The organism is Streptomyces sp. NPDC032198, assembly GCF_040636975.1.
GTDB lineage: Bacteria > Actinomycetota > Actinomycetes > Streptomycetales > Streptomycetaceae > Streptomyces.
In genome coordinates this window covers 154,287-177,218 of record NZ_JBEZVL010000016.1, presented here as the reverse complement: position 1 = coordinate 177,218, position 22,932 = coordinate 154,287, and the positions used below count along the sequence as shown (strand labels likewise).

The following is a 22,932-nucleotide window of genomic DNA, read 5'->3' as shown; positions in this document are numbered from 1 at the left end:
GCGCGCGGGGCCATCAGAACGGCAAGCAACCTTGCCGTTTCAGCAACTATGGTGACGACCTTCGGACCGTGCCCTCGCAGCCCCAAGCAGTACGGCCGCTGCGGCAACCATTCGGGGCGCGGCGACGACCACAGAGGGAACCGCTCATCGGAAACTCCCCGAAGGAGACGTTCCCATGAACATTCCCCGCTCCCGGCGCCTCGCCTCGCTCCTCGGCGCCACCGGCATCGCCGCCGCGGCCGTGCTGGCCGTCCCCGGCACGGCCGCCGCCCACGGCGTGGCCATGGTCCCCGGCTCCCGCACCTACCTGTGCTACAAGGATCTGCTCGCCAACTCCTCCACCCAGATGCCGACCAACCCCGCCTGCAAGGCGGCAGTTCAGGAGGCGGGCACCACGCCGCTGTACAACTGGTTCGCGGTGCTCGACTCCAACGCGGGCGGCCGCGGCGAGGGTTACGTCGAGGACGGCACGCTGTGCAGTGCGGGCGACCGCAGCCCCTACGACTTCTCCCCGTACAACGCCGCCCGCACCGACTGGCCCGTCACCCACCTCACCGGCGGCGCCACCATCGAGATGAACTACAGCAACTGGGCGCATCATCCGGGCAAGTTCAAGGTGTACGTCACCAAGGACGGCTTCGATCCGGAACAGCCGCTGGGCTGGTCGGACCTCGAGAACGTACAGACAGTCCAGGACCCGCCCCAGGAGGGCGGACCGGGCAGTGCGGCCGGCCATTACTACTGGGACCTGACACTGCCTGAACGGACCGGCAAGCACATCCTGTTCGTCCAGTGGATCCGATCCGACAGCCAGGAGAACTTCTTCTCCTGCTCGGACGTGGTCTTCGATGGTGGCAACGGCGAGGTCACCGGACTGACCAGTGGCGCACAACTCAAGGGCCACGAAGGCAACGAGGGCAGCGGAGGCCACCGAGGCCACACCGCGCACGACAGCCACGCGTCGTCGACGGGGACCCGCCCCTCGGCCGACGCCGTCACCCCGAACACGGAGAACACCGCCTCCGCATCACCCGCGGACTCCCCCGGGGTCGGCCTGGTCAGCACTCTCGCCGGGGCCGGTGCAGTGATCCTCGCCGGCGGCACCGTCCTGCACCTGCGCCACCGCAGGCCGAACACCGAGCGGTGAGCCGACTTCATCCCGAATTCGGAAGCCACACGACCGATGCCGGTCCGGAGTGATGCCTTCTCGCCCAGGTATTCCCGCTGGGGAACCTTGGGCGAGAAGACGCATCATCATGAATTTCAGCCCAACCACGCCTTAAGGCGAATGGGCGCGCCCCGAATGAGGGGCCAAACACTCCTGGCCAGCGCACATTTGAGCCGCTCACGTCAAGAATCGGCGCACGCGCCCCTCGCGGATCGCATTGCAACCAACCTCAAACCCCGGCAGTCACACGTAATTGCAAGGACCACGTATGCCTCACGGAGGTTATGTAATGCCCTCTCACCTCATCCGCCGCCGAGTTTTCCGTTCCGCGTCAGCGGTGACGCTGGTTCTCGGTACGGGGCTGGCCGCTCCGCTCCTCCTGACGGGCACCGCCGGTGCCGCGGCGCCGGAGGCGACCGCCGCGTTCAGCGCGACCGATCACGCCATCGTCTACACGGCCGCCCCCGGCCAGACCAACAAGGTCACCGTCAAGGCGTCGATATCCGACGGCTCCGAGAAGATCACGTACGTGATCGATGACGCCGTTCCGATCGGCGCGGGCGACGGCTGCTCCTACCCCGACAGCGCGGACCGCACCAAGGTCTCCTGCACGGTCGACACCCTTGAGTCCCAGGACCCGTACCCCACTGTGCAGTTGGCCCTCGGTGACGGCGACGACACCCTCGCCTATGACAACACCACCGACCAGGCGTACTACTTCGCCCGGGCGGACCTGGGGCTCGGCAAGGACACCTCGACCCACACCGGCAGCGTCGACGGCAACTCCGTCCTCGGAGGAGCGGGGGACGACAACCTGACCGTGGGCGAGTCCGGGGCGGCATTCGGCGGCGACGGCAACGACACCATCCACGCCGCGGCCGGCAGCATCACCCAGGGCGGCAACAACAACGACACGATCTACGCGAACGGCGCGGACAGCGCGGTCGACGGCGGCGCGGGCAACGACGTGATCCAGGGCGGCGCGGAGCGTCAGAACCTGTCCGGCGGCGACGGCAACGACACGATCCGCGGCGGGGCCGGCGACGACTTCATCTACGGCGGCAAGGGCAACGACACCCTGTACGGCGACAGCGGCAACGACACGATCTACGGAAACAGCGGCGACGACAAGCTGTACGGCGGCGCGGGCCAGGACACCCTCTCGGGCGGTCCCGGTACGAACGTCGTCCACCAGGACTGACATCTCCCACCATCCGGGGCACCGCGCGGTCGGCCGGCCGCGCGGTGCCCCGGGTGCGGGAGGCAGTTCAGCGGACCCGGTCGTAGACGAGGGACAACGTGCCGTGCTCGCCCGCGGTCTGGGCGGCGAGCTCCCACTTCCCCGCGGGCAGACCGTCGTCGAAGAGGCGCGGCCCGCCGCCGAGGAACAGCGGAAAGACCGTCAGCGCCAGCCGGTCGACCATGTCGGCCGCCAGCAGCGCCTTGATGACGCTCGCGCTGGAGAGCACGAGGATGTCGCCGCCTCCGGTCGACTTGAGGTCCGCGACCGCCTCGGCGGTCGGCTTGTCGATGATCGTCGTCCGCTCCCACGGGGCCTCTCCGAGGGTGGAGGAGAGGACCGCCTTGTCGGTTTCGACGAGCCATTTCGCGAACGCCTCGTCGCGCGGGTCGGCTCCTTCCATTCCGATGACGGTGGGCCAGAAACCGAGGAACCCCTCGGCGTTGACCCGGCCCAGCAGGGCCGTCGTCGCCGGCTCCCAGAGGCTGGTCAGATGGTCACGGGCGACGTCCGTGACGGCGTACGGCAGCACCCAGCTCATGTCCACCGGGTTGTCCGGCTCGGCGTAGTGGCCGTCGAGGGAGAGGCTCATGTTCGTGACGACGCGGCGGCTTGCGGTCTGCTCAGTCACTTCGTGCTCCTTGAGTCGATGCCGTCGTTGCGTGTGTGGGTGCCTTCTGCGGTGCGGCTGTCGTGCGAGTCCCCGGCGAGTGCCGCCTCGAGCTTGTCGAGGCTCTGGCCGAAGCCGATCTCGATGCCTGCGACGAAGTCGGCGGAGTCGACCGTGCTGTCGGTGATCCGCCAGTGGACGTCGAGGTCCGTGCCGGTGCCGGTGGGCGTCAGGCCGAGGTCGACGTGGGCCGTGAAGGCCAGGCCACCGTCGGGAAGCAGGGGGGAGAGCCGGTAGGCGAGGTGCTCGCCGGGGCGTGCGTCGTCGACGACTCCCTCCGCGCGCCCGGCGACCAGGTCGGAGCCGTCGGCGTCCTCGGCGTCGCGGTACTCCTGGACGATCCGTCCGCCCGGTCGTGCGTCGAAGACGAGCTCGCAGACGCGGAGGTCGTCGGGCGTCCACCAACGGGCGAGCAGGTCGGCCTCGGTCAGGTGGCTCCAGACCAGGTCGGGGTGACCCGCCAGTGACCGGCGGAACCTGAACGTGCGGCCGTCGGCCCACCCCTGCTCCCGCGCGGCGAGCCGCTCCGCGTGGAGGCCGGCCCCGTAGCGCTCGTAGGTCGCACGCGGTCCGCCCTCCTGGTCGGCGGTGTCGGCCAGGCGGTTGAGCGCAGCCGCCAGGTCACGCAGTCCGGCGGACCGAAGTGCGTAGATGCGGCGCTGGCCCGTGCGTTCGGAGGTGACGACGCCGGCGCGCTCGAGGACCTGCAGGTGCTTGGTCGTCTGCGGCTGGCGCGCCTCGGCGAGCTGGGCGAGGACACCCACGGAACGGGGTCGCTCGGCCAGCAGGCTCACGAGCCGCCAGCGGGCCGGGTCGGCCAGCGCGGAGAGAAGTGCGTCCATGGAGACGAGTATTCTCCATGACGAATATTCTCGTCAAGGAATATGTGCGAATCCATGCCTCTGGACGCGCGGCGTCAGGTCCGCGCGCCCAGAGGCCGCTCGATGCCCGCCTCTACGGGGTGGAATACGGGGTGGAGGTGATGGTGATGCGGTCGACCGCCTGCCGCGTCAGCTCGCGGCCGTGCGGTGCGCCGTCCAGGGCCCGGTGCAGGGTCAGCCCCTCGATGAGGGCGTCGAGCTGGCGGGCGGTGTCCGGGTCGAAGTGCCGTTCCAGCAGGTCCCGGCTGTGGCGCATCCACGCCTGGGTCAGCTTCCGGTACTCCGGGCGCCGAGCGGCGAGGGTGTAGAGCTCCTGGGTGAGGATCAGGTCGCGCCGGGGGCCTTCGGAGAGTGTGTGGATGAGGTCGGTGACCACCTCGCGCGCCTGTTCCGGACCGTCGGCGTGGTCCAGGTGCCGCTGGAAGACGCCGACGATGTGGTCGGCGAACAGGGTGAACGCTTCACGGAGCAGGTCGTCGATGCCGGAGAAGTGGTACGTCATCGAGCCGAGCGGCACGGCGGCGCGTGCGGCGATCTTGCGGTGGGAAACTCCGGCGACGCCTTCGTCGGCGATGTGATCGAGGGTGGCTGCGAGGATGCGTTCGCGCCGCTGGGGGTCCGTGTGTCCGGTGGCCATGGCGACGGCCCCCTAGAGGCCGCGGATCGGCCGGGCGGGATTCCCGACGGCGACCACGTCGGCGGGTACGTCCTTCGTGACCACCGCACCGGCACCGATGACGCTGTTGTCGCCGATCGTCACGCCGGGGCAGACGATGACACCGCCGCCGAGCCAGACGTTGTCACCGATGGTGATGGGGAGCGCCGCCTCCAGCTTGTCGCGCCGGGGCTGGGGCTCCACGGGGTGGGTGGGGGTGAGGAGTTGGACGTTGGGGCCGATCTGGCAGTCCTCGCCGATGGTGATCCGGGCGACGTCCAGCGCGGTGAGGTGGTAGTTCACGAAGGTGCGGGCCCCGATGGTGATGTTGCTGCCGAAGTCGACGTACAGCGGCGGTCGCACCTCGACGCCCTCACCCACCGAGCCGAGCAGTTCGGCGAGGACCGACCGCGACTCGCCGGAATCCTTGAGGAAGACGTCCTGATAGCGGGCGGCGAGCTGCATGGCGCGCCGCTGCCTGCGAGCGATCTCCGGGTCGTCGGCGATGTAGAGGTCACCCGCGAGCATGCGTTCCAAATTGGTGCGCGGGTCGTCAGCGAAGTAGTCCGTCGGCATGCGTACGATCGTACGCTCCTGGAGCGTACGGACGTACGCCCGTAGCGCCGAGGGCAGCCATAGTCCGGCCTCGGCGGGGTACTCGGAGGCGGTAGCGGTGTCTGTCGATTCATTCCGAGGAGGTACGTTCCATGCGCGCCTTCAAGCGCTGGCTCGACCGCAGTCTGACCGCACAAGCGGTCCTGATCTTCGCGCTGGGCGTGGGTGTCACCGCGCTGTTCCGCCCGGACGAGCACCCGTTGGTGTGGGTGATCCAGGGCGCTCTCTACGCCACCATCGCCGTGGTGGTCGTGGCCCTGCAGCGCCGCAAGGCCAGCCGGGCCGCAGGCACCGACACACGTGGGGTGACGGAGCTCCATCGCAAGATCCGGCACCGCGAAGTGCCGAAGGAGCCTGCGGAGCGGGCCTCCATGAGGCGACTCGTCGCCGATCAGTTGGGGCAGATCGAACGGGGGCGGCGGGTGCTGCCCTACTGGTTGGGCACGATGTGCCTGGCCGCTGTCGCCGCGCTCGTCTTCGGGGTGGCCAACGGCTCGTGGACCCTTCCGCTGGTCTTCGCGGTCGGCGTGATCGCGTTCTGCTGCTGGATTCTCTGGATGCGCCGCCGCTCCATCGACCGCTTCCGTTCCATGCGTTCCTCCTTGCAGAGCCAGTGACGAAGGCGCGGCCCCGGGCCTGTGCGCAGCTTGTGTGCGGCCTGTGTGCAGGGCGATGGCAGCCCTGGGGCGGGGTACGGCGGCCAAGATCCCTGGGATAGCGTCCCTCTCCTTTGGGCAAGCGAGAGGAACGTCGTGCAGGTGCAGGTGCGTGGGTGGGGTGCCCGCCGGTGGGTCACATTCGGGCTGATCGCGTTCGGGACGCTGTTCACGGTCATCGGGTTGATCCTGGCGGGGGTGTCGATCTCGTTCCTGACGGATGCGGAGCGCGCCAAGGGCACGGTGGTGTCGCTGGAGTGGCGCATCGACCACAGCGGTTCGTCCAGCAAGTCGCGGGGCAGCGACGGGCCGGTGGCGTACCCGGTGGTCGAGTTCACCTCGGCGGACGGGAAGCCGAGGTCGTTCGAGGGCTCGATGGGTTCCAATCCACCGGCGTACGACCAGGGTGAGCGGGTCGACGTGCTGTACCGCGCCGACTCCCCCGGGGACGCACGGATCGACGGGTTCGTCTCGCTCTGGCTGCTGCCGCTGATCTTCGGCGGGATCGGCCTCGTGATCGTGGGGGTCGGGACGGCCATTGCCGTCGCGGGGCGAAGGCGCAGGCGTACCTAGGCGCGGCCGCGACGAAAGCGGGTGCGGGAAGGGGTGGCCATGAGGGGGACAATTCCCTGATGAACCATCCCGCCTCCGGCTCCCCCGGCGACAGCAGCTACCTCCTCGACAATGCGCGGTCCGAGGCAGGCATCCGTTTCGACGCGCTCAGCGAGCTCTTCGACCCCACCACCTTCCGGCACATCGAGGGTCTTGGGATCACCTCGGGGTGGCAGTGCTGGGAGGTCGGGGCCGGCGGTCCCTCGGTGGTGACATGGCTGGCCGACCGGGTCGGGCCGACCGGCCGGGTCCTTGCGACCGACATCGACACCTCCTGGGCCTCCCGGGCGGCGGGAGGTGTCATCGAGGTCCTGCGGCACGACGTCGGCCGGGACGAACCGCCGGTGAGCGGCTTCGACTTCGTCCATGCCCGGTTGGTGCTGGTGCATGTGGCCGACAGGGAGCGGGCGCTGCACGCCATGGTCGGCGCGCTCCGGCCGGGCGGCTGGCTGCTCATCGAGGACGCCGACCCGGCATCACAGCCGCTGATCTGCCTGGACGAGTACGGGCCCGAGCAGGCGCTGGCCAACAGGCTGCGGGCGGGCTTCCGTTCGCTCCTGTCGGCTCGCGGCGCCGACCTGGCGTACGGCCGCAAGCTCCCCCGGCTGCTGAGGGAGGCGGGACTGACCGATGTCTCGGCGGACGCCTATTTCCCGGTCACGTCCGCGGCCTGCGATGTCCTGGAGGCGGCGACGGTCCGTCAGGTGCGTGACAGGCTGGTCGCGGCGGGGCTCGCGACCGACGAGGAGATCGACCGGCATCTCGCGAGCGTCGCTTCGGGCCGCCTCGATCTCACGACCTCGCCGATGATCTCCGCGTGGGGGCGGCGCCCCTGAGGGGAGCCTCGTGCGTCAGGGTTCCACGCCCCAGCGCCGTGCGATCACCTTGAGGCGTTCGAGTTCGCGTCGCGCGGCGGCGGGCTGGGCGAGGTCGAGGGCCATCGCGGCGCGGGCGGTGATGTAGAGGATGTCCTGGCGGGTGGCCGCGTCGAGACCGGGGGCGGCCTGGAGTCGCCTTCCCGTGACGCTCAGGGGGATCTCGACGGAGTCGAGACGGTCCTGCAGGCTCACGGGGAGCACCTGCTTCAACGTGTCCTTGGCGTAGTCGCGCGTCTGCCGGTCCGCCTCGCAGGGGCGAGGCGGCGAAGGAGCCCAGGGAAGGGCGGCTTCCCTGGCGTCGTCGTACATGTCCGCGACCAAGGTGCGTGCGATGGCGGCATCGCCGTCGGCCGCTGCCTCGCGAGCCGACTCCAACAGGGTGCGGAGGCGGTCCCGGGCCCGGGGATCCTCCCCTGTCCGCGCGTCCAGATAGCCGGACCACACGTCGAACGCCTTGCTCAGCTCGGCATCCAGCATGACCTCGTACGCGTCCGGCACTCCGCCGCCTCTCCCGTCGGCCGTCCCGGCGTGGACGGCAGCGGTACACGATAGGACGGACGGTGGAGGCGTGGCCTGCGAATTATCCGAGGCCGGCCGGGAGCCTCCCCGAGGCCAGGAAGAAGGTCACCGCGTACGGCGGTCCCGCCTCGTCCACTTCGCGCCCTGCCCGGCGCTGGGGTGCCGTGCGATGGAAGGAGATCTGGAGTCGGCCTGGAGTCGGCGCGAGGAATCTCCCCGCCGCCCGGGCCAGGACAAATTCGTGTGCGCCCATGATCTGCGCCCGTTATCGTCGGACGCATGAACGTCACCGGCCCGCACACCACCGCGAGCGCCCAGCTCGCCGGTTGCCGCCGTCTGACGTACTTCTCTCTCCCACCGGCGACCGGACACGGTCCGCCGGTGGTTCTTCTGTGGCTCTCCCCGCCCGGTTCCGGTGTGCGGACCCGTTGTCCGGTGCCTCCCCGCTGCGCATGCGAAGGAGCCACCCATGAACACCGTGAAGATGACCACCAAGGACGTCGTCCGCACCTTCGTCGAGTACTTCGAGGACCGCGGCCACCGCCGCGTCACCGGCTCGACGCTGCTGCCCCCGCCCGGCGACCCCGTGCTGTTCACCAGCTCGGGCATGCACCCGCTCACCCCTCACCTGGAGGGCCAGCCGCATCCGCTGGGCCGACGGCTCGTCAACGTACAGCGGTGTCTGCGCACCACCGACCTGGAGGAGGACGGCGACCCCACCCACCTCACCGTCTTCGAGATGCTCGGCACGTGGTCGCTCGGCGACTACGAGGGGCAGCAGAGCCTCGACTGGGGATACGACCTGCTCACCGAGGGGTTCGGCATCGACCCGCGGATGCTGCACGCCACCGTCTTCGGCGGTGACGGCCAGGTCGGGCCCGACACCGCTTCCCTGGAGTCGTGGCAGGAGCGTGGGGTGCCGGTGGAGTTCACCGTCGAGGACAACTGGTGGTCCAACGGCTCCACGGGGCCGTGCGGACCCGACTCGGAGATCTTCCTGTGGACCGGCGACACCCCGCCCGAGTCCACGCCGACGGGCGACGACCGCTGGGTCGAGGTGTGGAACCACGTGATGATGCGCCACCGCAGGCTCGACGACGGGTCGCTCGTGCCGCTCCCCCAGCGCAACATCGACACCGGGCTCGGCCTGGAGCGGCTTGCCGCCCTGCTGCAGGGGCAGAAATCGGTGTACGGGTGCGACCTCTTCGAACCCTGGCGTCGCCTCGTGCCGGGCCTGTGGCAGGTGGACGAGCCGTCACTGCGGCTGGTGAGCGACCACCTCCGCTCGGCCGTGGTGGTGATCGGCGACGGGGTACGCCCGTCCAACACCGACCGCGGTTATGTGCTGCGCCGACTCGTACGACGGGTGCTCACCGTGCTGTGGCGCGACGCCCCTTCGCGACAACTGGTCGATCTTCCGGGTGAGTTGGTTCAGCACACCCTGGATCACTTCCGGCAGGACGTGGACCCGCAGGACGTGCGCCGCGTGCTGCTCGACGAGGAGCGGCGGTTCCGGGGGCTCCTGGAGCGGGGGCGGCAGGTGCTCGCCAGGCCCCGGTTCCATGGCCCGCTCGACGAGGAGGACTTCCACTACCTCCATGACACGCACGGTCTGCCGCGGGATCTGGTCGTGGCCTTGCGGCAGGGGTGACGCAGAGGGCAACCCACGTGCGGGGTGTCCTACGCGTGCGCGTCGCGGCGCTGGTCGGCCACCGTCCGCAGTACGTCGACCAACGCCGCGACCGCCGGGCGGCGTTCGGCGGAGGCGCGGCACACCACGACGACGTGCCGCTCGATCCGCTCGCGCAACCGCATCACGTCGAAGCGCGAGGCGCGCAGCCCGAGCATCAGCTCGGTCACCGTGCTCACGCCGATGCCCGCCTCCACCAGTGCAAGCGTGGCCGCGGTGTCGGTGACTTCGTGCCGCACGTCCGGTTCGAGTCCCGCGCGGCGGCACGCGGTGCGTACGGCGCGCCCGTAGTAGCTGTCGGCCGAGGGAAGGATCCACGCGAGGTCCCGGGTGTCGGCCAGGGCGGCACGGTCGCGGCCCTCCAGCCAGCCGGTGGGCACCGCGAGGGCGAAGCGCTCGCGGTAGAGCCGGGTCACGCGCAGGGCGGCGTCGCGCGGGATGGGCACGTCCGGGTAGTCGAGGCCGAGCGCCAGGTCGACGCCTCCCGAGGCGACGGCGTCGTACACCTCGTCCACGTCCATGTCACGGCTGTGCACGGCAAGCTCGGGGTGGGCCTCGTGCACCTGGCGCAGGGCCGGCGGCAGGATCTCGGCGGCGGCCGTGGCGAACAGGCCGACCAGCAGGGCGCCGGAGACCGTGCCGCGACCGCGCTCCAGTTCCTCGACGGCTTCGGCCTCCGTCGCCAGGATCCGCTCGGCGTGCCGGGCCAGCGTGGTCCCGGCGTCGGTCAGCTCCACCCGGCGGCCCGCCCGGCGCAGCAGCGGGGTGCCCGCTGCCTTCTCCAGGGCGGCGATCTGCTGGGAGACGCCACCGGGGGTGTAGCCGAGGGCCTGCGCGACGGCGGTGATGGTGCCGCGCCGGGTCAGCTCGACCAGGGACCGCAGTTGGGAACTCGTCCAGTCCATGAGGTGACCGTATAGAGAGCGTCAAAGATCAGGAGCAGAAACCGTTCATGGACGTCAACGGTCGGGGTGCGTCACGATGGCGGGCAGCCGGCTGATCAGCGCCCGCAAGTTACTGAGCTTCCCGAGCAAGTTACTGACGGCCATGCCCTGCCCGTGAACTGACGCCTCTTCAGGCCCGTCGGTCCGGGTTGCGGCCTCCGGAAAGGATCGGCCTCTTGTGTCCTCCTCACCGCAACCGGTCTCCTCACCTCGCCCGTCCGGCGCCTCCGTCGGCACTCTCCCTTCGACCGCCGATGTCGTGATCGTCGGCGGGGGCGTGATGGGCGCCTCGATCGCCTTCCACCTCGCCGAGGCGGGGGTGCGTGACATCGTCGTCGTCGAACGCGGCGAGCTCGCCTGCGGCAGCTCCGGCAAACCGATCGGCGGCGTGCGTGCCCATTTCTCCGATCCGCTCAACATCGAGCTCGGCCGCCGGAGCCTGCGCGCCTTCCAGGACTTCCCGCGACGGCCCGGTGCCGACATCCGCCTGGACACGGTGGGCTATCTCTTCCTGCTCACCGACGAGCGACAGGCCGCGGCGTTCACCGAGAGCGTGCGGCTGCAGAACAGTCTGGGCGTGCCGAGCCGCATGATCGACGCCGAAGAGGCACGGCGGCTCTGCCCGTATCTGAGCACCGACGGCCTCGTGGCCGCCGTCCACTCCCCCACCGACGGACACGCCCGCCCCGGCCTCGTCGTACACGGCTACGCCGACGCGGCGGCCGGGGCCGGAGTCCGCTTCTCCACGCACACCCGCGTCACCGGCATGGACATCACCGGTGACCGCGTCAGCGCCGTGCACACCGACCGCGGCACCGTCGCCTGCTCCACCGTGATCTGCGCGGCGGGCGCCTGGTCCGGGCAGATCGGCGCCATGGTCGGCGTCGACCTTCCCGTCCGACCCGTGCGCCGCCAACTCGCCTTCACCGAAAGGCTTTCGCCCACGGCTCCGCGCATCCCCTTCACCATCGACTTCACGTCGTCGGCGTACTTCCACAACAGCGACGACGGGCTGCTCCTCGGCCTCGCGGACCCCCGGCAGGCCGACGGTTTCGACACCACCTGGACCCCGGAATGGCTCGGCCTGTTCCAGGACGTCGTACGCCATCGCGCCCCCGCCATCGCCGCCATGCCGCTCACCGGCGGATGGGCGGGCCTGTACGAGGTGACGCCCGACCACAACGCCCTCATCGGACGCGACGGCACACTGTCCAACTTCCTTTACGCCACCGGGTTCTCGGGGCACGGCTTCCTCCAGGCCCCTGCGGTCGGCGAGATCGTGCGCGATCTCCTCCTGGAACGTGAGCCGTGCGTCGACATCGCACCGATGAGCGCCGACCGTTTCCGGGCCGGGGCCACGCCCCGGCCCGAGGCCCACGTCGTATGACTCCGAAAGGCAGACCTCTCATGATCAGCCAGTGGCGGCTGCGGGCCGCCTTCGCCGCGCGGCTCTCGGAGATGTACGGACGGGAAGTCCCGGCCTACAACACCCTCGTGGACGTGTCACGGGAGGTGAACGAGGACACCTTGCGCGCCCAGGGCGCCGACGCCGAACGGCTCGGCTCCATCGGCCGGGTCACCGCGGAGCGGCACGGCGCCATCCGTGTGGGCACTCCCGCCGAACTGCGCCAGGTCGCCCTGATCTTCGGCGCACTCGGCATGCGTCCCGTCGGCTTCTACGACCTGCGGGAGGCAGCCGCGAGCGCGGTACCTGTCGTGTCGACGGCATTCCGCCCGGTGGACGCCGACGAGTTGGCGCACAATCCCTTCCGCGTCTTCACCTCGCTGCTCACGCCCGCGGACCCACGCTTCTTCGACGCCGATCTGCGCTCGCGTCTGGAGACGTTCCTGGCCGGGCGCGAGCTGTTCCCGCCGGAGCTGCTCGCCCTGGCCGAGCGGTCCGAGGCGGAGCGCGGGTTGCCCGATGACCAGGCCGAGCGTTTTCTGCATCTCGCCGTCCGGGCCTTCGAGTTGTCCGCCGAACCGATCGACCGGGCCTGGTACCAGGAACTGGAGACGGTGTCGGCGGTCGCCGCGGACATCGGTGGCGTCCGCTCCACCCACATCAACCACCTCACCCCGCGTGTCCTGGACATCGACGAGCTGTACCGGCGGATGACCGACCGCGGCATCGAGATGATCGACACCATCCAGGGCCCGCCCGGCTGGAAGGGCCCCGACCTGCTCCTTCGCCAGACGTCCTTCCGCGCCCTGGCCGAACCGCGCGCTCTGCGCCTGGCCGACGGCAGCGTGACGCGCGGCGCCCTGCGGGTCCGGTTCGGCGAGGTCGAGGCCCGCGGGATCGCCCTCACCCCGGCGGGCCGCGCGCTCTACGACCGCCTGCTCACCCTGGTCGACGACGAGGCCGTCCGGCGCCCCGCGGCCGACCGTACCGAAGTGGCCCGCGCCCTGTGGGCCGCGCATGTCCCCGCCACCGAGCGTGAGCTCGCCGCACAGGAACTGGCCTACTTCACCTACCGTGCCGCACCCGAGCGCCCACGCAACGGCACCCAACCTCCGACCACCATCGGCGAGTTGGAGGCCCGGGGGTGGGTGGTGGCAGAACCCGTCGTCTACGAGGACTTCCTGCCGCGCTCCGCCGCAGGCATCTTCCAGTCCAACCTCAGCGGCGCGGGCTCCCGGGACACCGGGCAGGTGGGCGCCGCGTACGACAGCGACTGGCTCTCCGGTGCCATCGACCGCGAGGTCCTCGACCCGTTCGCCCTGTACGCACACCAGCAGAGCCTCTCGATCACCCGGGTCGGCCGCGAGCTGGGCCTCGACATCACCCACCCCCCGCAGCACTGACCCTCCCCGCCCGCACACCTCACCCAGGGAGCGCCATGACCGGCACCACCGCCCTGCCCACCACCGACGACCTGCGCACCCGTGCCCGCGCGAGCCTGCGGCGCATCGGCGTGACCCTCCCGGAGGGCGCCGACTTCCAGGCGCGTACGCCCATCACGGGCGAGGACCTCTTCGGCCTGACCGCGTCGACCGCGGCCGATGCCGAGTACGCCGTCGCCGCCGCCCGCGCGGCGTTCCTCGTCTGGCGCACCACACCAGCCCCGCGCCGGGGTGAACTCGTGCGCCGCCTGGGCGAGTTGCTGCGCGACCACAAGAGCGACCTGGCCGACCTGATCACCATCGAGGCGGGCAAGATCCGCTCCGAGGCGCTGGGCGAGGTCCAGGAGATGATCGACATCTGTGACTTCGCGGTCGGCCTCTCGCGTCAGCTCTACGGCCGCACCATCGCCTCCGAGCGCCCCGGCCACCGTCTCGCCGAGACCTGGCATCCACTGGGCGTGGTCGGAGTGATCTCCGCGTTCAACTTCCCGGCCGCGGTCTGGTCGTGGAACACCGCGGTGGCTCTGGCCTGCGGAGACACCGTGGTCTGGAAGCCGTCCGAGCTCACCCCGCTGATCTCGCTGGCCTGCGACCGGCTGCTGGCCCGGGCCGCGGAGGAGGTCGGAGCGCCCCGCGACGTACACCGTCTGCTGCTCGGCGACCGCGCGGTGGGCGAGCGGCTTGTCGAAGACCCGCGCGTCGCGCTCGTCAGCGCCACGGGATCCACCCGCATGGGCCGCGAGGTCGGCCCCCGGGTGGCGGCCCGGTTCGGACGCAGCCTGCTCGAACTCGGCGGCAACAACGCCGCGGTCGTGGCGCCGTCGGCCGACCTCGACCTCGCGGTGCAGGGCATCGTCTTCGCCGCGGCGGGCACGGCGGGCCAGCGGTGCACCACGCTGCGCCGCCTCATCGTCCACCGCGACATCGCCGACCCTCTCGTCGCGCGCCTGACGGCCGCGTACACCAAGCTCCCCATCGGTGACCCGTTCGACGAGAACACCCTCGTCGGCCCGCTCATCACCCCTGCCGCCCTCGACGGCATGCAGGACTCGCTCAGCCGCGTGCAGGCGCAGGGCGGCAAGATCCTCGCCGGGGGCAACAGGCGCCTGGCTGACGCGGCGCCGCGGGCCGCCTACGCCGAGCCGGTCGTGGTCCGTGTCGACGAACAGACCGACGTCGTACGCCAGGAAACCTTCGCCCCCATCCTGTACGTGCTCACGTACGACACCCTGGAGGAGGCCATCGCGCTGCACAATGGAGTCCCGCAGGGGCTGTCCTCCAGCATCTTCACCCGCGACCAGCAGGAGGCCGAGTTCTTCCTGTCCTCCGAGGGCTCCGACTGCGGCATCGCCAACGTCAACATCGGGACGTCCGGCGCCGAGATCGGGGGCGCGTTCGGCGGCGAGAAGGAGACGGGCGGGGGTCGCGAGTCCGGCTCGGATGCCTGGCGCGCGTACATGCGCCCGGCCACCAACACCATCAACTACTCCGGCCGCCTCGCCCTCGCCCAGAACGTCAGCTTCCTCTAGGCGTAAGGCCAACGAGACGCGGCGCCCCTTGGCATGGGGACAGCCAAGGGGCGCTGAACGCTGCCCAGGACCATGCGGACCCTCAGAGGTCGCGCCGGAACAGTTCCACGATCACCGCCCAAAGGGCCCGGCCCACCAGGGCCGCCGTGATGCGTGTCGCCAGATCCCGCCCCGCCTCTGTCCCTTTGGACGACGTGCGCTCTGTCATGTCTCCTCCTCTCGGTTACGGGCGCCCGTGCGACCGCCGAATGGCGGCCCCGCCCGGGCGTCCTCCCCCAGCGCGAGAAAGAGACGGCTTCAACATACCGATGTGCGCAGGGAGTTCGGAAGGGAGCGGTGAGCCGTGGCGACGAACCGACTTCGCGCGCGACGGGCTTCAGCCACTCAGGCGACCCAATCCTCGACACTGCGATGCCGGTCAAGCCCCACCGCCGTGAACTCGTCCTCCCGGGCGCCCGCCACCGCGCCCAGCCGCCGCAAGGCCTGGGAGATCGGGCCCCCCTCGGGCAGGGTGGGCCGGCCCTCCGGTTCGTGGAGCGGGCCCAGCGCGGTGGCGCCGCCATCCCAGACGACGGCCGTCTGCTCGCCCACGCCGCCGAAGTACTCGGCCTCTACGTAGGCCAACGGACCGGCAGTTGACCAGTCGGCGAGGGTTTTCGCGAACCCTGCCGGCAGCCGCCAGAAGTCCATGGCTCGGTCGTCGCCACCGTCCGCGACGGAGTCGAAGAGCTCGTCCGTCATCGGCATCAGCGCCAGCCCTTGCCCGATCGGGACCAGCCTGGCGGCGGGCAGCTCCCGTGCCCCGGCCCGCAGCACCTCCTCGCCACCGATCACTGCTTGCAGGTCGTACCCCATCCCAACATCCCCTCCACCGGCGGTCGAAGCCCTCATGGTGACGCATGGGGCAGCGCGAGTTCTGTCGGAGACGAGCGCCAAGGACGACCTGGCCGACCGGCTCAACACCGACCAGGCCGACTGGCGGCGGCAGAACTCCTGATCAGGGGTCGAGCGTGATGCCGGCGGCGACGGGCAGGTGGTCGCTGCCGGTGGCGGGCAGCGTGCGGACGTGGGTGACGGTCGCCGAGCGGGTCATGACGTGGTCGATCCTGGAGACGGGGAAGGCGGCCGGCCAGCTGAAGGCGAAGTGGTCGCGTCCCACCGAGTCCACCCGTGTGGTCACCGGGTCAAGACCGCGGTCGTCCACCGTGCCGTTGAAGTCGCCGAGGAGAATCACCTTCTCCAGCTTCTCGGCAGCCAGGGCCGCGCCCAGCAACCCGGCGCTCTCGTCCCGCCGTCCGGAACTGAAACCGTGGAACTGGACGCGTACCGAGGGCAGATGGGCCACGTACACCGCGACATCGCCCCACGGCGTACGTGCCGTCGCCCGCACCCCGCGGTTCCAGCCGTCCCCGACCCCCTCCGGCCTGATGTCCACCGCCCCGGCCTCCGTCAGCGGATGCTTCGACCAGAGCCCGACCGTGCCCCGCACGGCCCGGTGGGGATACTCCGGCGCCAGTCCCCTCTCGTACACCGGCAGCGCGGCCGGCGTCAGCTCCTCCAGGGCGATGAGGTCCGGCCCGGCGTCCCTCAGGGTGCGGGCGGTGCCCGCGGGATCGGCGTTCACGTCGCTGACGTTGTGCTGGACGGCCGTGACGTCGTGGGCGCCGCCGTCCCCGGCAGCCACCCGGCCGCCGAAGAGGCTCCCCCAGACGGCGGCGGGCAGCAGCAGGGCCGCCAGCGCCGTGGCCGATCGGCGCAGCAGCGCCAGGACGAGCAGCAGGGGCACGGCCAGGCCGAGCCAGGGCAGAAACGTCTCGAGGAGGCTGCCGAAGCGGCCGACGGTGTTGGGCACGGTGGAGTGGAACGCCAGCAGGGCGGAGGTCAGGACGGCGAGCGCCGCGAGGATCCGCCCCCGCGCCCAGGGCGACCGGCCTGTCGCCTCCTCCCCCCCCCACCGCAGCCGGGCGCGGCGCCCGAGCCATCGCCGCAGGCGCGCCGTCCGCGTTCCCGGCACCGTGCCGCTGTCCGCCCGCTCCACTCCGCGCCCCCGGCTTCCGCGGCTCGCCCGCTCCCCCGGATGTGAGCGCGACATGGCTGGTAGTGGCTGGTAGGACGCCGCCATCGGGTGATCAGGTTCCGACGGGCGGATGCGGCTCACCCGGGCAGCGGGAAGACTGGGGGCGCGTGCCCGCACCCATGCGTCCGCTCTCCGCCGAAGGGACCTGCCGTGGCCGACCTCTACGCCCTCGTCACAGAGCACCTCGAGAAGGCCCGCACCGCCGCGCACGGGCGCAGCGCGGAGCTGCTCCTGCACGACGGTCCGCTGCGGCAGAGCCTCATCGTGCTCACCACCGGAACGGAGCTGGGCGAGCACGACACGCCCACGGCCGCGACCCTGTTCGTCCTGCGCGGCCGGGTCGGTCTCACGACGGGCAGCGACACGCTCGAACTGGGCGAGGGCGAGTTCGCGCCCATCCCGCACGAGCGCCACGGCCTGACCGCACTGGCCGACTCGGCCGTCGTGCTGACGGCCGTCACCGAAGTCTGAACCGTCGGAGTGTGCGCAGGCGTCTGCCTCTACGTCTGCTTCGCGATGGCCTTGAGCCACTCCTCGACGGCGACGACTTCCGCCCACTGCGGGAGCAGCTTCCCGATCAGGAACTCGTGCACCTCGGGGTCCAGGTCCAGGCAGGCGTCCGACAGGACGGTGAGGCCGAGGTCCGTGTCGTTCGCGTGGCACGCGGTGTGCAGGACCACGCCGCTGGTGGCGATGCCGGTGAGAACGAGGTTGTTGATGTCACGTGCTCTGAGCACCAGGTCCAGGTCGCTGCCCGAGAACGCGCTCCCGCGCCGCTTGGTGATGACGGTGTCGCCCGGCTGGGGCGCGATGTCCGGGTGGATGTCGGTGCCGGGCTCGCCCTCCACGTGCAGGCCCGCCCGCGCTACGGCGGCGAGCGCCTTGTTGCGGGCGCTGACGTCCGGATAGCCCGGCCGTAACGAGATGGCCGCGTAGATCACGGGGATGTCCGCCGCGCGGGCACCGTCGATCGCCCGGCGCAGGCGGGGCAGGTACCCCGAGCCGTCATCGGCGAGGTCCACGATCTCGCGCTGGACATCCATCACGAGGAGGGCACTGTCACTGTTCGCCACGCGTGTGGTCCCTTCTTCACTTGCCGTCTCCTGGCATCTCTTCCCTTGGGGAACCGCTAAGGCCGCACCGCCACCGCGTCCACCTCGAACAGCATCCCCGGCAGCGCGAGAGAGGCCACACCGCTCAGCGTCTGCGCGGGGAGCCGGTCTCCGAAGCGGGCGTGCAGGGCCTTGCCCAGGGTCTCCAGCTTGTCCAGGTCGTGGTCGACGATGAAGGTGCCGAGGCGCACCACGTGCTCGTATCCGAGGCCGACCCCCTCCAGGGCCGACAGGAGCCTGTCGAAGGCCAGATCCACCTGGGCGGCGAAGTCGCCCGGCACAGGGGAACCGGTGGGATCCGAGGCGTACTGGCCGCCGATGAAGACGAGTTGACCGGGTGCCGAGGCGGTGTGGCTGTAGCCGAACAGTGTCGGGTCGTGGAGGGTGGCCGGGTTGGTGATCGTGCGCTGATCGTTCGTCATGTCTGCTCGAACTCCCGCGGGGGCCCACCCATTCCGCGGGGACGGAGGCGGTCCTAGCGAGGAGGGGCGGGGTGGTCCTCGCGAGGCAGTCCGCGCCCGGTGCGATCATGGCGCGTGATGAATGCCGATGCAGCGTGTGCCGAGCCCGAGCCGTCGGAGGGCGGGTGGCCTGATGTGCCGGGTGACACCGTGCTCACCATCAAGGTGCCCGAAGCCGACCCGCTGGTCCGGGCGGGGTTCCCGGCCCATGTGACGGTGCTCTACCCCTTCGTGCACGAGAGCCGCCTCGACGCCGCGGCCCATCGCGAACTGGGCGCGCTCTTGGCCGGGCACGACGCCTTCACTCTGACCTTCGCCGAGTTCGCCCGCTATCCGGGCGTGCTCTATCTCGACCCGTGGCCGCACGCCCCGGTCACGGCGCTGACCAAGGACCTCACCGGGCGCTGGCCGGAGGCCGTGCCCTACCGGGGGATATTCGACCCGCCGCTCGCCCCGCATCTGACCGTCGAGAACAGTGAGGGACCCGCGACCCAGGACGCCGCGTACGACGCGTTGCAGGCTGAGCTGGAGCCCCTGTTGCCGCTGAGCTGCCGTGTGAGCGCGGTACACCTCATCGCCTGGGACGGCTCACGCTGGCAGGACCGCGTCGCGTACCGCCTCGGGCCCTAGCCGCGAATGGCTTGCGGCCCGACTGGCGGGAGGCACCCTGCAGGGATATGCCTGACGTACCGGACTTGATTCCGCGACCGCGCGGACTCCGTGAAAGGGGCAATCGCCGTGGACGACTATCCGCTGCTGAATCTGTTCCTGACGATGTTGTACCTCTTCCTGTGGATCATGTGGTTCTTCCTGCTGTTCAAGGTGATCACCGACCTCTTCCGTGACCACACCCTCAATGGCTGGTGGAAGGCGGGCTGGCTCATCTTCGTGCTGGTCCTCCCGTTCCTCGGGGTCTTCGTCTACCTGATCGCCCGCGGCCGCAGCATGGGCGAGCGGGACGTGGCTCAGGTCAAGGAACAGGAGCAGGCGTTCCGCGCCTACGTACAGAAGGCGGCCGGTTCGGGACCGGGCGGCAACCACGTCGACGAACTGGCGAAACTCGCCGAGCTGAAGAAGAGTGGTGACATCACCACGGAGGAGTACGAGAAGGCCAAGGAGAAGGTGCTGGCCTGAGCGGTCCACCACCGCCCATCGCTGCCTCCGGAGCTCAGCGCCTGCCTGTGCGGAGTGCTCCCACGCTCGCCGCGACCACCAGTGCGATCGCGGCGCACTGCGGCAGTGACAGGCCCTGGTCGAGGATCAGATAGCCCGCCATCGCCGCCACGGCCGGTGCCAGGCTCGTCAGCACCGCGAACGTCGCCGCGGGCAGTCGGCGCAGCGCGAGGAGTTCGAGGGTGTAGGGCAATCCGGAGCTGAGGACCGCGATCACCAGGCCCAGCGCGAGTGTCCCGGGCTCCAGGAGCGCCGCGCCCGAGGCGCCGATGCCCAGCGGCAGGCTGACCAGTGCGGCCACGGCCATCGCGATCGCCAGGCCGTCCAGGCGCGGGAACCGGGCACCCGCACGGGCGTTGAGCACGATGTACACCGCCCACATCGCCCCGGCGCTCAGGGCGAAGGCCACGCCCGCGGCGTTGAGCTGGTCGAAGCCGCCGCTGCCGAGGAGGTAGACCCCGGCCAGCGCGAGTGAGGCCCACAGGAAGCTGGCGGCGCGGCGTGAGGTGGCGACCGAGAGCAGCAGGGGGCCGAGCACCTCCAGGGTGACCGCCGCGCCCAGCGGAATACGGTCGATCGCCTGGTAGAAGAGGATGTTCATGCCGCCGAGCGCCAGGCCGAACCCGCCGACCACCGACCAGTCGGCGCGCGCGTACCCGCGCGGCCGGGGCCTGGTGACGGCGAGGAGCAGGACCGCGGCGCACGTCACCCGCAGCGCGACCGTGCCGAGCGCCCCGGCCCGGGGGAACAGCAGCGCGGCGAAGGCGGAACCGAACTGGACGGACACCGTCCCGGCCAGCACCAGGCCGACGCCCGCGAGAGTGCCTCGCCCGGCGCCGTGGCGCAGGAGGACGGGCGCGCCCGTCACCCCGGCCGAGAGGTCCGTGGAAGAGGCCTGCGGCGAGGAATCGTGCCCTGCGGAGGGGTGCGCGGGAGATGTCATGCGCACCACGCTAGGAATCACACCGCGCCGCGTGAAATGCCGAGTCCGGCGCGGTTATGCTCCGGACGCATGACCATCGAGCTGCGGCATCTGCGCGCCTTCCTCGCCATCGCCGAGGAGGGCAACGTCACGCGTGCCGCCGCCCGCCTCCATCTGAGCCAGCCCGCGCTCTCGCGGACCCTGCGCCAGCTCGAGGAACATCTGGGCGCCCGCCTCGTGGACCGCTCCACCCATCACCTCGAGCTGACCGCCCAGGGGCACACGTTCCGCGACAAGGCAGCCGCCGCGCTGGCCGCCGTGGAGACCGCCCTCGATCCGCGGGGGCTGCGGCGCTGGCCGCTGCGGCTTGGCCACACGTGGGCGGCGCTCGGTGACCACACCGTCCCGCTGCTGCGCCGCTGGGACGAGACGTACCCCGGAACGCCGCTGGAGCTGCTGCGCATCGACGACCGCACGGCGGGCCTCACCCAGGGCAAGGTCGACGTGGCCCTGCTGCGCGGTCCGGTCACCGCGGCCGGGCTCCGTACGGAGCTGCTGCTCTCGGAGGAGCGGGTGGTGGTCATGCCGGCCGACAGCCCGCTGGCCGCGCTCCCCCGGGTCACCCTGGCGGATCTCGCCGCCCATCCGATCGCCCTCAACACCGTCTCCGGCACCACGACGATGGATCTGTGGCCGGCGGCTGCCCGGCCGGTCGCGACCATCGAGGTGACCAACACCGACGAGTGGCTCATCGCCATCGCGGCGGGACGTGCCGTCGGGGTCTCGACGACGGCCACCCCGAGCCAGCACACGCACCCCTCGCTGGTCTTCCGTCCGCTCCCGGACGCGCCGCCCGTTCCCGTCACCCTGGCCTGGCGCGCCGGGCCCGGGCACCCGGCCGTGCCGGACCTGGTGGCACTCGCCCACCAGGTCCTGGCGACCACCCCCCGCTGACCGCTTACGGCCGCGGGCCGGCCACGCGCACGGGAAGCTTCTGCACGCTGTTCCCCACGAAGGAGGCGTGGCGCGGCAGTTCGGGCTCCGGGACGGCGAGATCGAGATCGGGGAAGCGGCCGAACAGCTGCTCAAGGGCGATGGTGGCCTCCATGCGGGCCAGCGGGGCGCCCATGCAGAAGTGCGCGCCGTGGCCCAGGGACAGGTGCCGGGTGGTGGTGTTGTCGCGGGTGATGTCGAAGCGGTCGGCGTCGGGGCCGTGGGCCTGCTTGTCGCGGCCCGCCGCGGAGTATCCGGCAAGGACGGGGGTGCCCTGAGGGATGACGGTGCCGTCGAGCGTGAGGTCGCGGGTCGGGTAGCGGAAGGGGAAGTAGCTGACCGGGCTGTCCCAGCGCAGGGTCTCCTCCACCACGTCCGCCCAGCTCACCTTGCCGGACTGCGCCAGGGCGAGCTGGTCGCGGTGCGTGCACAGGGCGCGTACGGCATTGGTGATGAGGTTCAGCGTGGTCTCGTGCCCGGCGATGATCGTGAGCATCAGCGTGCCGAGGAGCTCGTGCGGGCCGAGGCGGTCACCGTTCTCCTCGCGGGCCGCGATCAGCGCGGTGGTCAGGTCGTCCCCCGGGTTCGCCGCGCGGGCGGCGGCAACCGCGCCGAGGACCTCCACCATCTCCTTGTTGGCCGCCATCGCCTCTTGGGGGCCTATGTCGGTGGCGACGATCTGGTTCGACAGGTGGTGCAGCCGATCGTGGTACTCGGCGTCCACGCCCAGGAGTTCGCAGATGACCCCCATCGGCAGCGGCAGCGCGAAGTGCTTCCGCAGATCCGCGACCCCGTCGCCCTCGGCGGCGGCCCGGTCGAGGTCGCCGAGCAGCTCGGTCGTCAGGGCCAGGATCCGCGGCTGGAGTTCCGCCACCCGGCGCGCGGTGAACGCCTTGCCCATCAGGGAGCGCAGCCTGCGATGGTCGGTGCCGTCGGCGGTGGTCATGCCCTGCACCGTCGCGAACGTCTTCAGCGGCCAGCCGTCGGCTATCTCGCCCGCCTGCAGCGCGGCGAAGTGCTGGGCGTTCTTGGCGACATCGGGGTGCGCGAGGAACTCCTTGAGCGCGTCATGGCCGAGTACCGCCATGCCCTGTACGTCACCGGGCAGGATCACCGGTGCGACGGCGCCGCTCGCGAGGAGCCGGGCGTTGTCCGCGTGCGGGCAGCCGCCGGCCGGGTCGAAGCGGTGCGGCTGGCTGGCTGCGGTGTTCACCGGTGACGTGTTCAACGGAGCTCTCCTGGTCGAGGGGGCGGGGCGGCCGCGGCCCTGGCGGCCGCGGTGTCATGCGG

Annotated in this window: 26 protein-coding genes; 13 read left to right on the top strand and 13 right to left on the bottom strand. The window is 71.0% G+C overall.

Annotation, left to right across the window (positions count from 1 at the left end; genetic code table 11):
• Nucleotides 1-175 precede the first annotated feature (175 nt).
• Together AB0E78_RS35390 and AB0E78_RS35385 are read left to right on the top strand one after the other, a co-directional pair.
• Nucleotides 176-1,147 carry a lytic polysaccharide monooxygenase gene (locus tag AB0E78_RS35390; RefSeq protein WP_361841681.1) on the top strand — a complete coding sequence of 324 codons (972 nt, stop codon included), beginning with the start codon at nucleotides 176-178 and terminating at the stop codon, nucleotides 1,145-1,147.
• 358 nt (nucleotides 1,148-1,505) lie between these two features.
• Nucleotides 1,506-2,369, top strand: coding sequence for a calcium-binding protein (locus AB0E78_RS35385; protein WP_361841678.1), 864 nt, complete (start codon nucleotides 1,506-1,508; stop codon nucleotides 2,367-2,369).
• A gap of 67 nt (nucleotides 2,370-2,436) precedes the next feature.
• Here the strand turns inward: AB0E78_RS35385 and AB0E78_RS35380 are convergent, their stop codons facing one another.
• From AB0E78_RS35380 to AB0E78_RS35365, 4 genes are all read right to left on the bottom strand, one after another.
• Nucleotides 2,437-3,039 (bottom strand): dihydrofolate reductase family protein, encoded by a 603-nt coding sequence (locus AB0E78_RS35380; protein WP_361841676.1) that lies wholly within the window; start codon nucleotides 3,037-3,039, stop codon nucleotides 2,437-2,439.
• Nucleotides 3,036-3,920: a metalloregulator ArsR/SmtB family transcription factor gene (locus AB0E78_RS35375; RefSeq protein WP_361841673.1), complete on the bottom strand. Its 885-nt coding sequence runs from the start codon at nucleotides 3,918-3,920 to the stop codon at nucleotides 3,036-3,038. The genes AB0E78_RS35380 and AB0E78_RS35375 overlap by 4 nt, the downstream gene beginning before the upstream one ends.
• 112 nt (nucleotides 3,921-4,032) lie before the next feature.
• Nucleotides 4,033-4,596 carry a TetR family transcriptional regulator gene (locus AB0E78_RS35370; RefSeq protein WP_361841670.1) on the bottom strand — a complete coding sequence of 188 codons (564 nt, stop codon included), beginning with the start codon at nucleotides 4,594-4,596 and terminating at the stop codon, nucleotides 4,033-4,035.
• A gap of 12 nt (nucleotides 4,597-4,608) precedes the next feature.
• Nucleotides 4,609-5,190: a sugar O-acetyltransferase gene (locus AB0E78_RS35365; RefSeq protein ID WP_361841668.1), complete on the bottom strand. Its 582-nt coding sequence runs from the start codon at nucleotides 5,188-5,190 to the stop codon at nucleotides 4,609-4,611.
• A 131-nt stretch (nucleotides 5,191-5,321) separates the two neighbouring features.
• Here AB0E78_RS35365 and AB0E78_RS35360 point away from each other — a divergent pair, with 131 nt between their 5' ends.
• The 3 genes from AB0E78_RS35360 to AB0E78_RS35350 all read left to right on the top strand — a co-directional run bounded on the left by AB0E78_RS35360 (nucleotide 5,322) and on the right by AB0E78_RS35350 (nucleotide 7,333).
• Nucleotides 5,322-5,846 (top strand): hypothetical protein, encoded by a 525-nt coding sequence (locus tag AB0E78_RS35360; protein WP_361841665.1) that lies wholly within the window; start codon nucleotides 5,322-5,324, stop codon nucleotides 5,844-5,846.
• A gap of 135 nt (nucleotides 5,847-5,981) precedes the next feature.
• Nucleotides 5,982-6,458, top strand: a complete 477-nt coding sequence (locus AB0E78_RS35355; RefSeq protein ID WP_361841662.1) for a DUF3592 domain-containing protein — start codon at nucleotides 5,982-5,984, stop codon at nucleotides 6,456-6,458.
• 59 nt (nucleotides 6,459-6,517) lie between these two features.
• Nucleotides 6,518-7,333, top strand: a complete 816-nt coding sequence (locus AB0E78_RS35350; RefSeq protein WP_361841660.1) for a methyltransferase domain-containing protein — start codon at nucleotides 6,518-6,520, stop codon at nucleotides 7,331-7,333.
• Nucleotides 7,334-7,348: 15 nt separating this feature from the next.
• Here the strand turns inward: AB0E78_RS35350 and AB0E78_RS35345 are convergent, their stop codons facing one another.
• On the bottom strand, nucleotides 7,349-7,873 hold the full coding sequence (locus AB0E78_RS35345) for a hypothetical protein (protein ID WP_361841657.1): 525 nt from the start codon (nucleotides 7,871-7,873) through the stop codon (nucleotides 7,349-7,351).
• 505 nt (nucleotides 7,874-8,378) lie between these two features.
• On the opposite strand from AB0E78_RS35345, the gene AB0E78_RS35340 reads away from it, so the two are divergent.
• Nucleotides 8,379-9,545: an alanine--tRNA ligase-related protein gene (locus AB0E78_RS35340; protein ID WP_361841820.1), complete on the top strand. Its 1,167-nt coding sequence runs from the start codon at nucleotides 8,379-8,381 to the stop codon at nucleotides 9,543-9,545.
• Between the two features lie 29 nt (nucleotides 9,546-9,574).
• Here AB0E78_RS35340 and AB0E78_RS35335 read toward each other — a convergent pair whose 3' ends face one another.
• Nucleotides 9,575-10,489 carry a LysR substrate-binding domain-containing protein gene (locus AB0E78_RS35335; RefSeq protein ID WP_361841655.1) on the bottom strand — a complete coding sequence of 305 codons (915 nt, stop codon included), beginning with the start codon at nucleotides 10,487-10,489 and terminating at the stop codon, nucleotides 9,575-9,577.
• A gap of 217 nt (nucleotides 10,490-10,706) precedes the next feature.
• On the opposite strand from AB0E78_RS35335, the gene AB0E78_RS35330 reads away from it, so the two are divergent.
• Genes AB0E78_RS35330 through AB0E78_RS35320 form a run of 3 tightly spaced genes read left to right on the top strand, consistent with a single transcriptional unit; the run spans nucleotide 10,707 to nucleotide 14,904 of the window.
• On the top strand, nucleotides 10,707-11,915 hold the full coding sequence (locus tag AB0E78_RS35330) for an FAD-binding oxidoreductase (RefSeq protein WP_361841653.1): 1,209 nt from the start codon (nucleotides 10,707-10,709) through the stop codon (nucleotides 11,913-11,915).
• Between the two features lie 20 nt (nucleotides 11,916-11,935).
• Entirely contained in the window at nucleotides 11,936-13,336 is a 1,401-nt protein-coding gene (locus AB0E78_RS35325) for a VOC family protein (protein WP_361841650.1), read from the top strand.
• Between the two features lie 35 nt (nucleotides 13,337-13,371).
• Nucleotides 13,372-14,904, top strand: coding sequence for an aldehyde dehydrogenase family protein (locus AB0E78_RS35320; protein ID WP_361841647.1), 1,533 nt, complete (start codon nucleotides 13,372-13,374; stop codon nucleotides 14,902-14,904).
• 82 nt (nucleotides 14,905-14,986) lie between these two features.
• Here AB0E78_RS35320 and AB0E78_RS35315 read toward each other — a convergent pair whose 3' ends face one another.
• The 3 genes from AB0E78_RS35315 to AB0E78_RS35305 all read right to left on the bottom strand — a co-directional run bounded on the left by AB0E78_RS35315 (nucleotide 14,987) and on the right by AB0E78_RS35305 (nucleotide 16,996).
• Nucleotides 14,987-15,112: a hypothetical protein gene (locus AB0E78_RS35315; protein WP_361841644.1), complete on the bottom strand. Its 126-nt coding sequence runs from the start codon at nucleotides 15,110-15,112 to the stop codon at nucleotides 14,987-14,989.
• A 176-nt stretch (nucleotides 15,113-15,288) separates the two neighbouring features.
• A complete protein-coding gene (locus tag AB0E78_RS35310; protein ID WP_361841641.1) occupies nucleotides 15,289-15,759 on the bottom strand; it encodes a hypothetical protein in 471 nt (156 codons plus the stop codon).
• 142 nt (nucleotides 15,760-15,901) lie between these two features.
• Nucleotides 15,902-16,996: an endonuclease/exonuclease/phosphatase family protein gene (locus tag AB0E78_RS35305; RefSeq protein WP_361841639.1), complete on the bottom strand. Its 1,095-nt coding sequence runs from the start codon at nucleotides 16,994-16,996 to the stop codon at nucleotides 15,902-15,904.
• Nucleotides 16,997-17,131: 135 nt separating this feature from the next.
• Here AB0E78_RS35305 and AB0E78_RS35300 point away from each other — a divergent pair, with 135 nt between their 5' ends.
• Nucleotides 17,132-17,452 carry a cupin gene (locus tag AB0E78_RS35300; RefSeq protein ID WP_361841636.1) on the top strand — a complete coding sequence of 107 codons (321 nt, stop codon included), beginning with the start codon at nucleotides 17,132-17,134 and terminating at the stop codon, nucleotides 17,450-17,452.
• 29 nt (nucleotides 17,453-17,481) lie between these two features.
• On the opposite strand, the gene AB0E78_RS35295 is transcribed toward AB0E78_RS35300, so the two are convergent.
• On the bottom strand, nucleotides 17,482-18,054 hold the full coding sequence (locus AB0E78_RS35295) for a cysteine hydrolase (protein ID WP_361841633.1): 573 nt from the start codon (nucleotides 18,052-18,054) through the stop codon (nucleotides 17,482-17,484).
• A 56-nt stretch (nucleotides 18,055-18,110) separates the two neighbouring features.
• Nucleotides 18,111-18,515, bottom strand: a complete 405-nt coding sequence (locus AB0E78_RS35290) for a Rid family hydrolase (protein WP_361841630.1) — start codon at nucleotides 18,513-18,515, stop codon at nucleotides 18,111-18,113.
• 117 nt (nucleotides 18,516-18,632) lie between these two features.
• Here AB0E78_RS35290 and AB0E78_RS35285 point away from each other — a divergent pair, with 117 nt between their 5' ends.
• Nucleotides 18,633-19,184 carry a 2'-5' RNA ligase family protein gene (locus tag AB0E78_RS35285; RefSeq protein ID WP_361841627.1) on the top strand — a complete coding sequence of 184 codons (552 nt, stop codon included), beginning with the start codon at nucleotides 18,633-18,635 and terminating at the stop codon, nucleotides 19,182-19,184.
• Between the two features lie 108 nt (nucleotides 19,185-19,292).
• Nucleotides 19,293-19,688, top strand: a complete 396-nt coding sequence (locus tag AB0E78_RS35280; protein ID WP_361841625.1) for an SHOCT domain-containing protein — start codon at nucleotides 19,293-19,295, stop codon at nucleotides 19,686-19,688.
• A gap of 34 nt (nucleotides 19,689-19,722) precedes the next feature.
• On the opposite strand, the gene AB0E78_RS35275 is transcribed toward AB0E78_RS35280, so the two are convergent.
• Nucleotides 19,723-20,670 (bottom strand): EamA family transporter, encoded by a 948-nt coding sequence (locus AB0E78_RS35275; RefSeq protein WP_361841622.1) that lies wholly within the window; start codon nucleotides 20,668-20,670, stop codon nucleotides 19,723-19,725.
• Nucleotides 20,671-20,739: 69 nt separating this feature from the next.
• Here AB0E78_RS35275 and AB0E78_RS35270 point away from each other — a divergent pair, with 69 nt between their 5' ends.
• A complete protein-coding gene (locus tag AB0E78_RS35270; RefSeq protein WP_361841619.1) occupies nucleotides 20,740-21,603 on the top strand; it encodes a LysR family transcriptional regulator in 864 nt (287 codons plus the stop codon).
• 4 nt (nucleotides 21,604-21,607) lie between these two features.
• Here the strand turns inward: AB0E78_RS35270 and AB0E78_RS35265 are convergent, their stop codons facing one another.
• Nucleotides 21,608-22,870 (bottom strand): cytochrome P450, encoded by a 1,263-nt coding sequence (locus tag AB0E78_RS35265; protein WP_361841616.1) that lies wholly within the window; start codon nucleotides 22,868-22,870, stop codon nucleotides 21,608-21,610.
• Nucleotides 22,871-22,932: the final 62 nt, after the last annotated feature.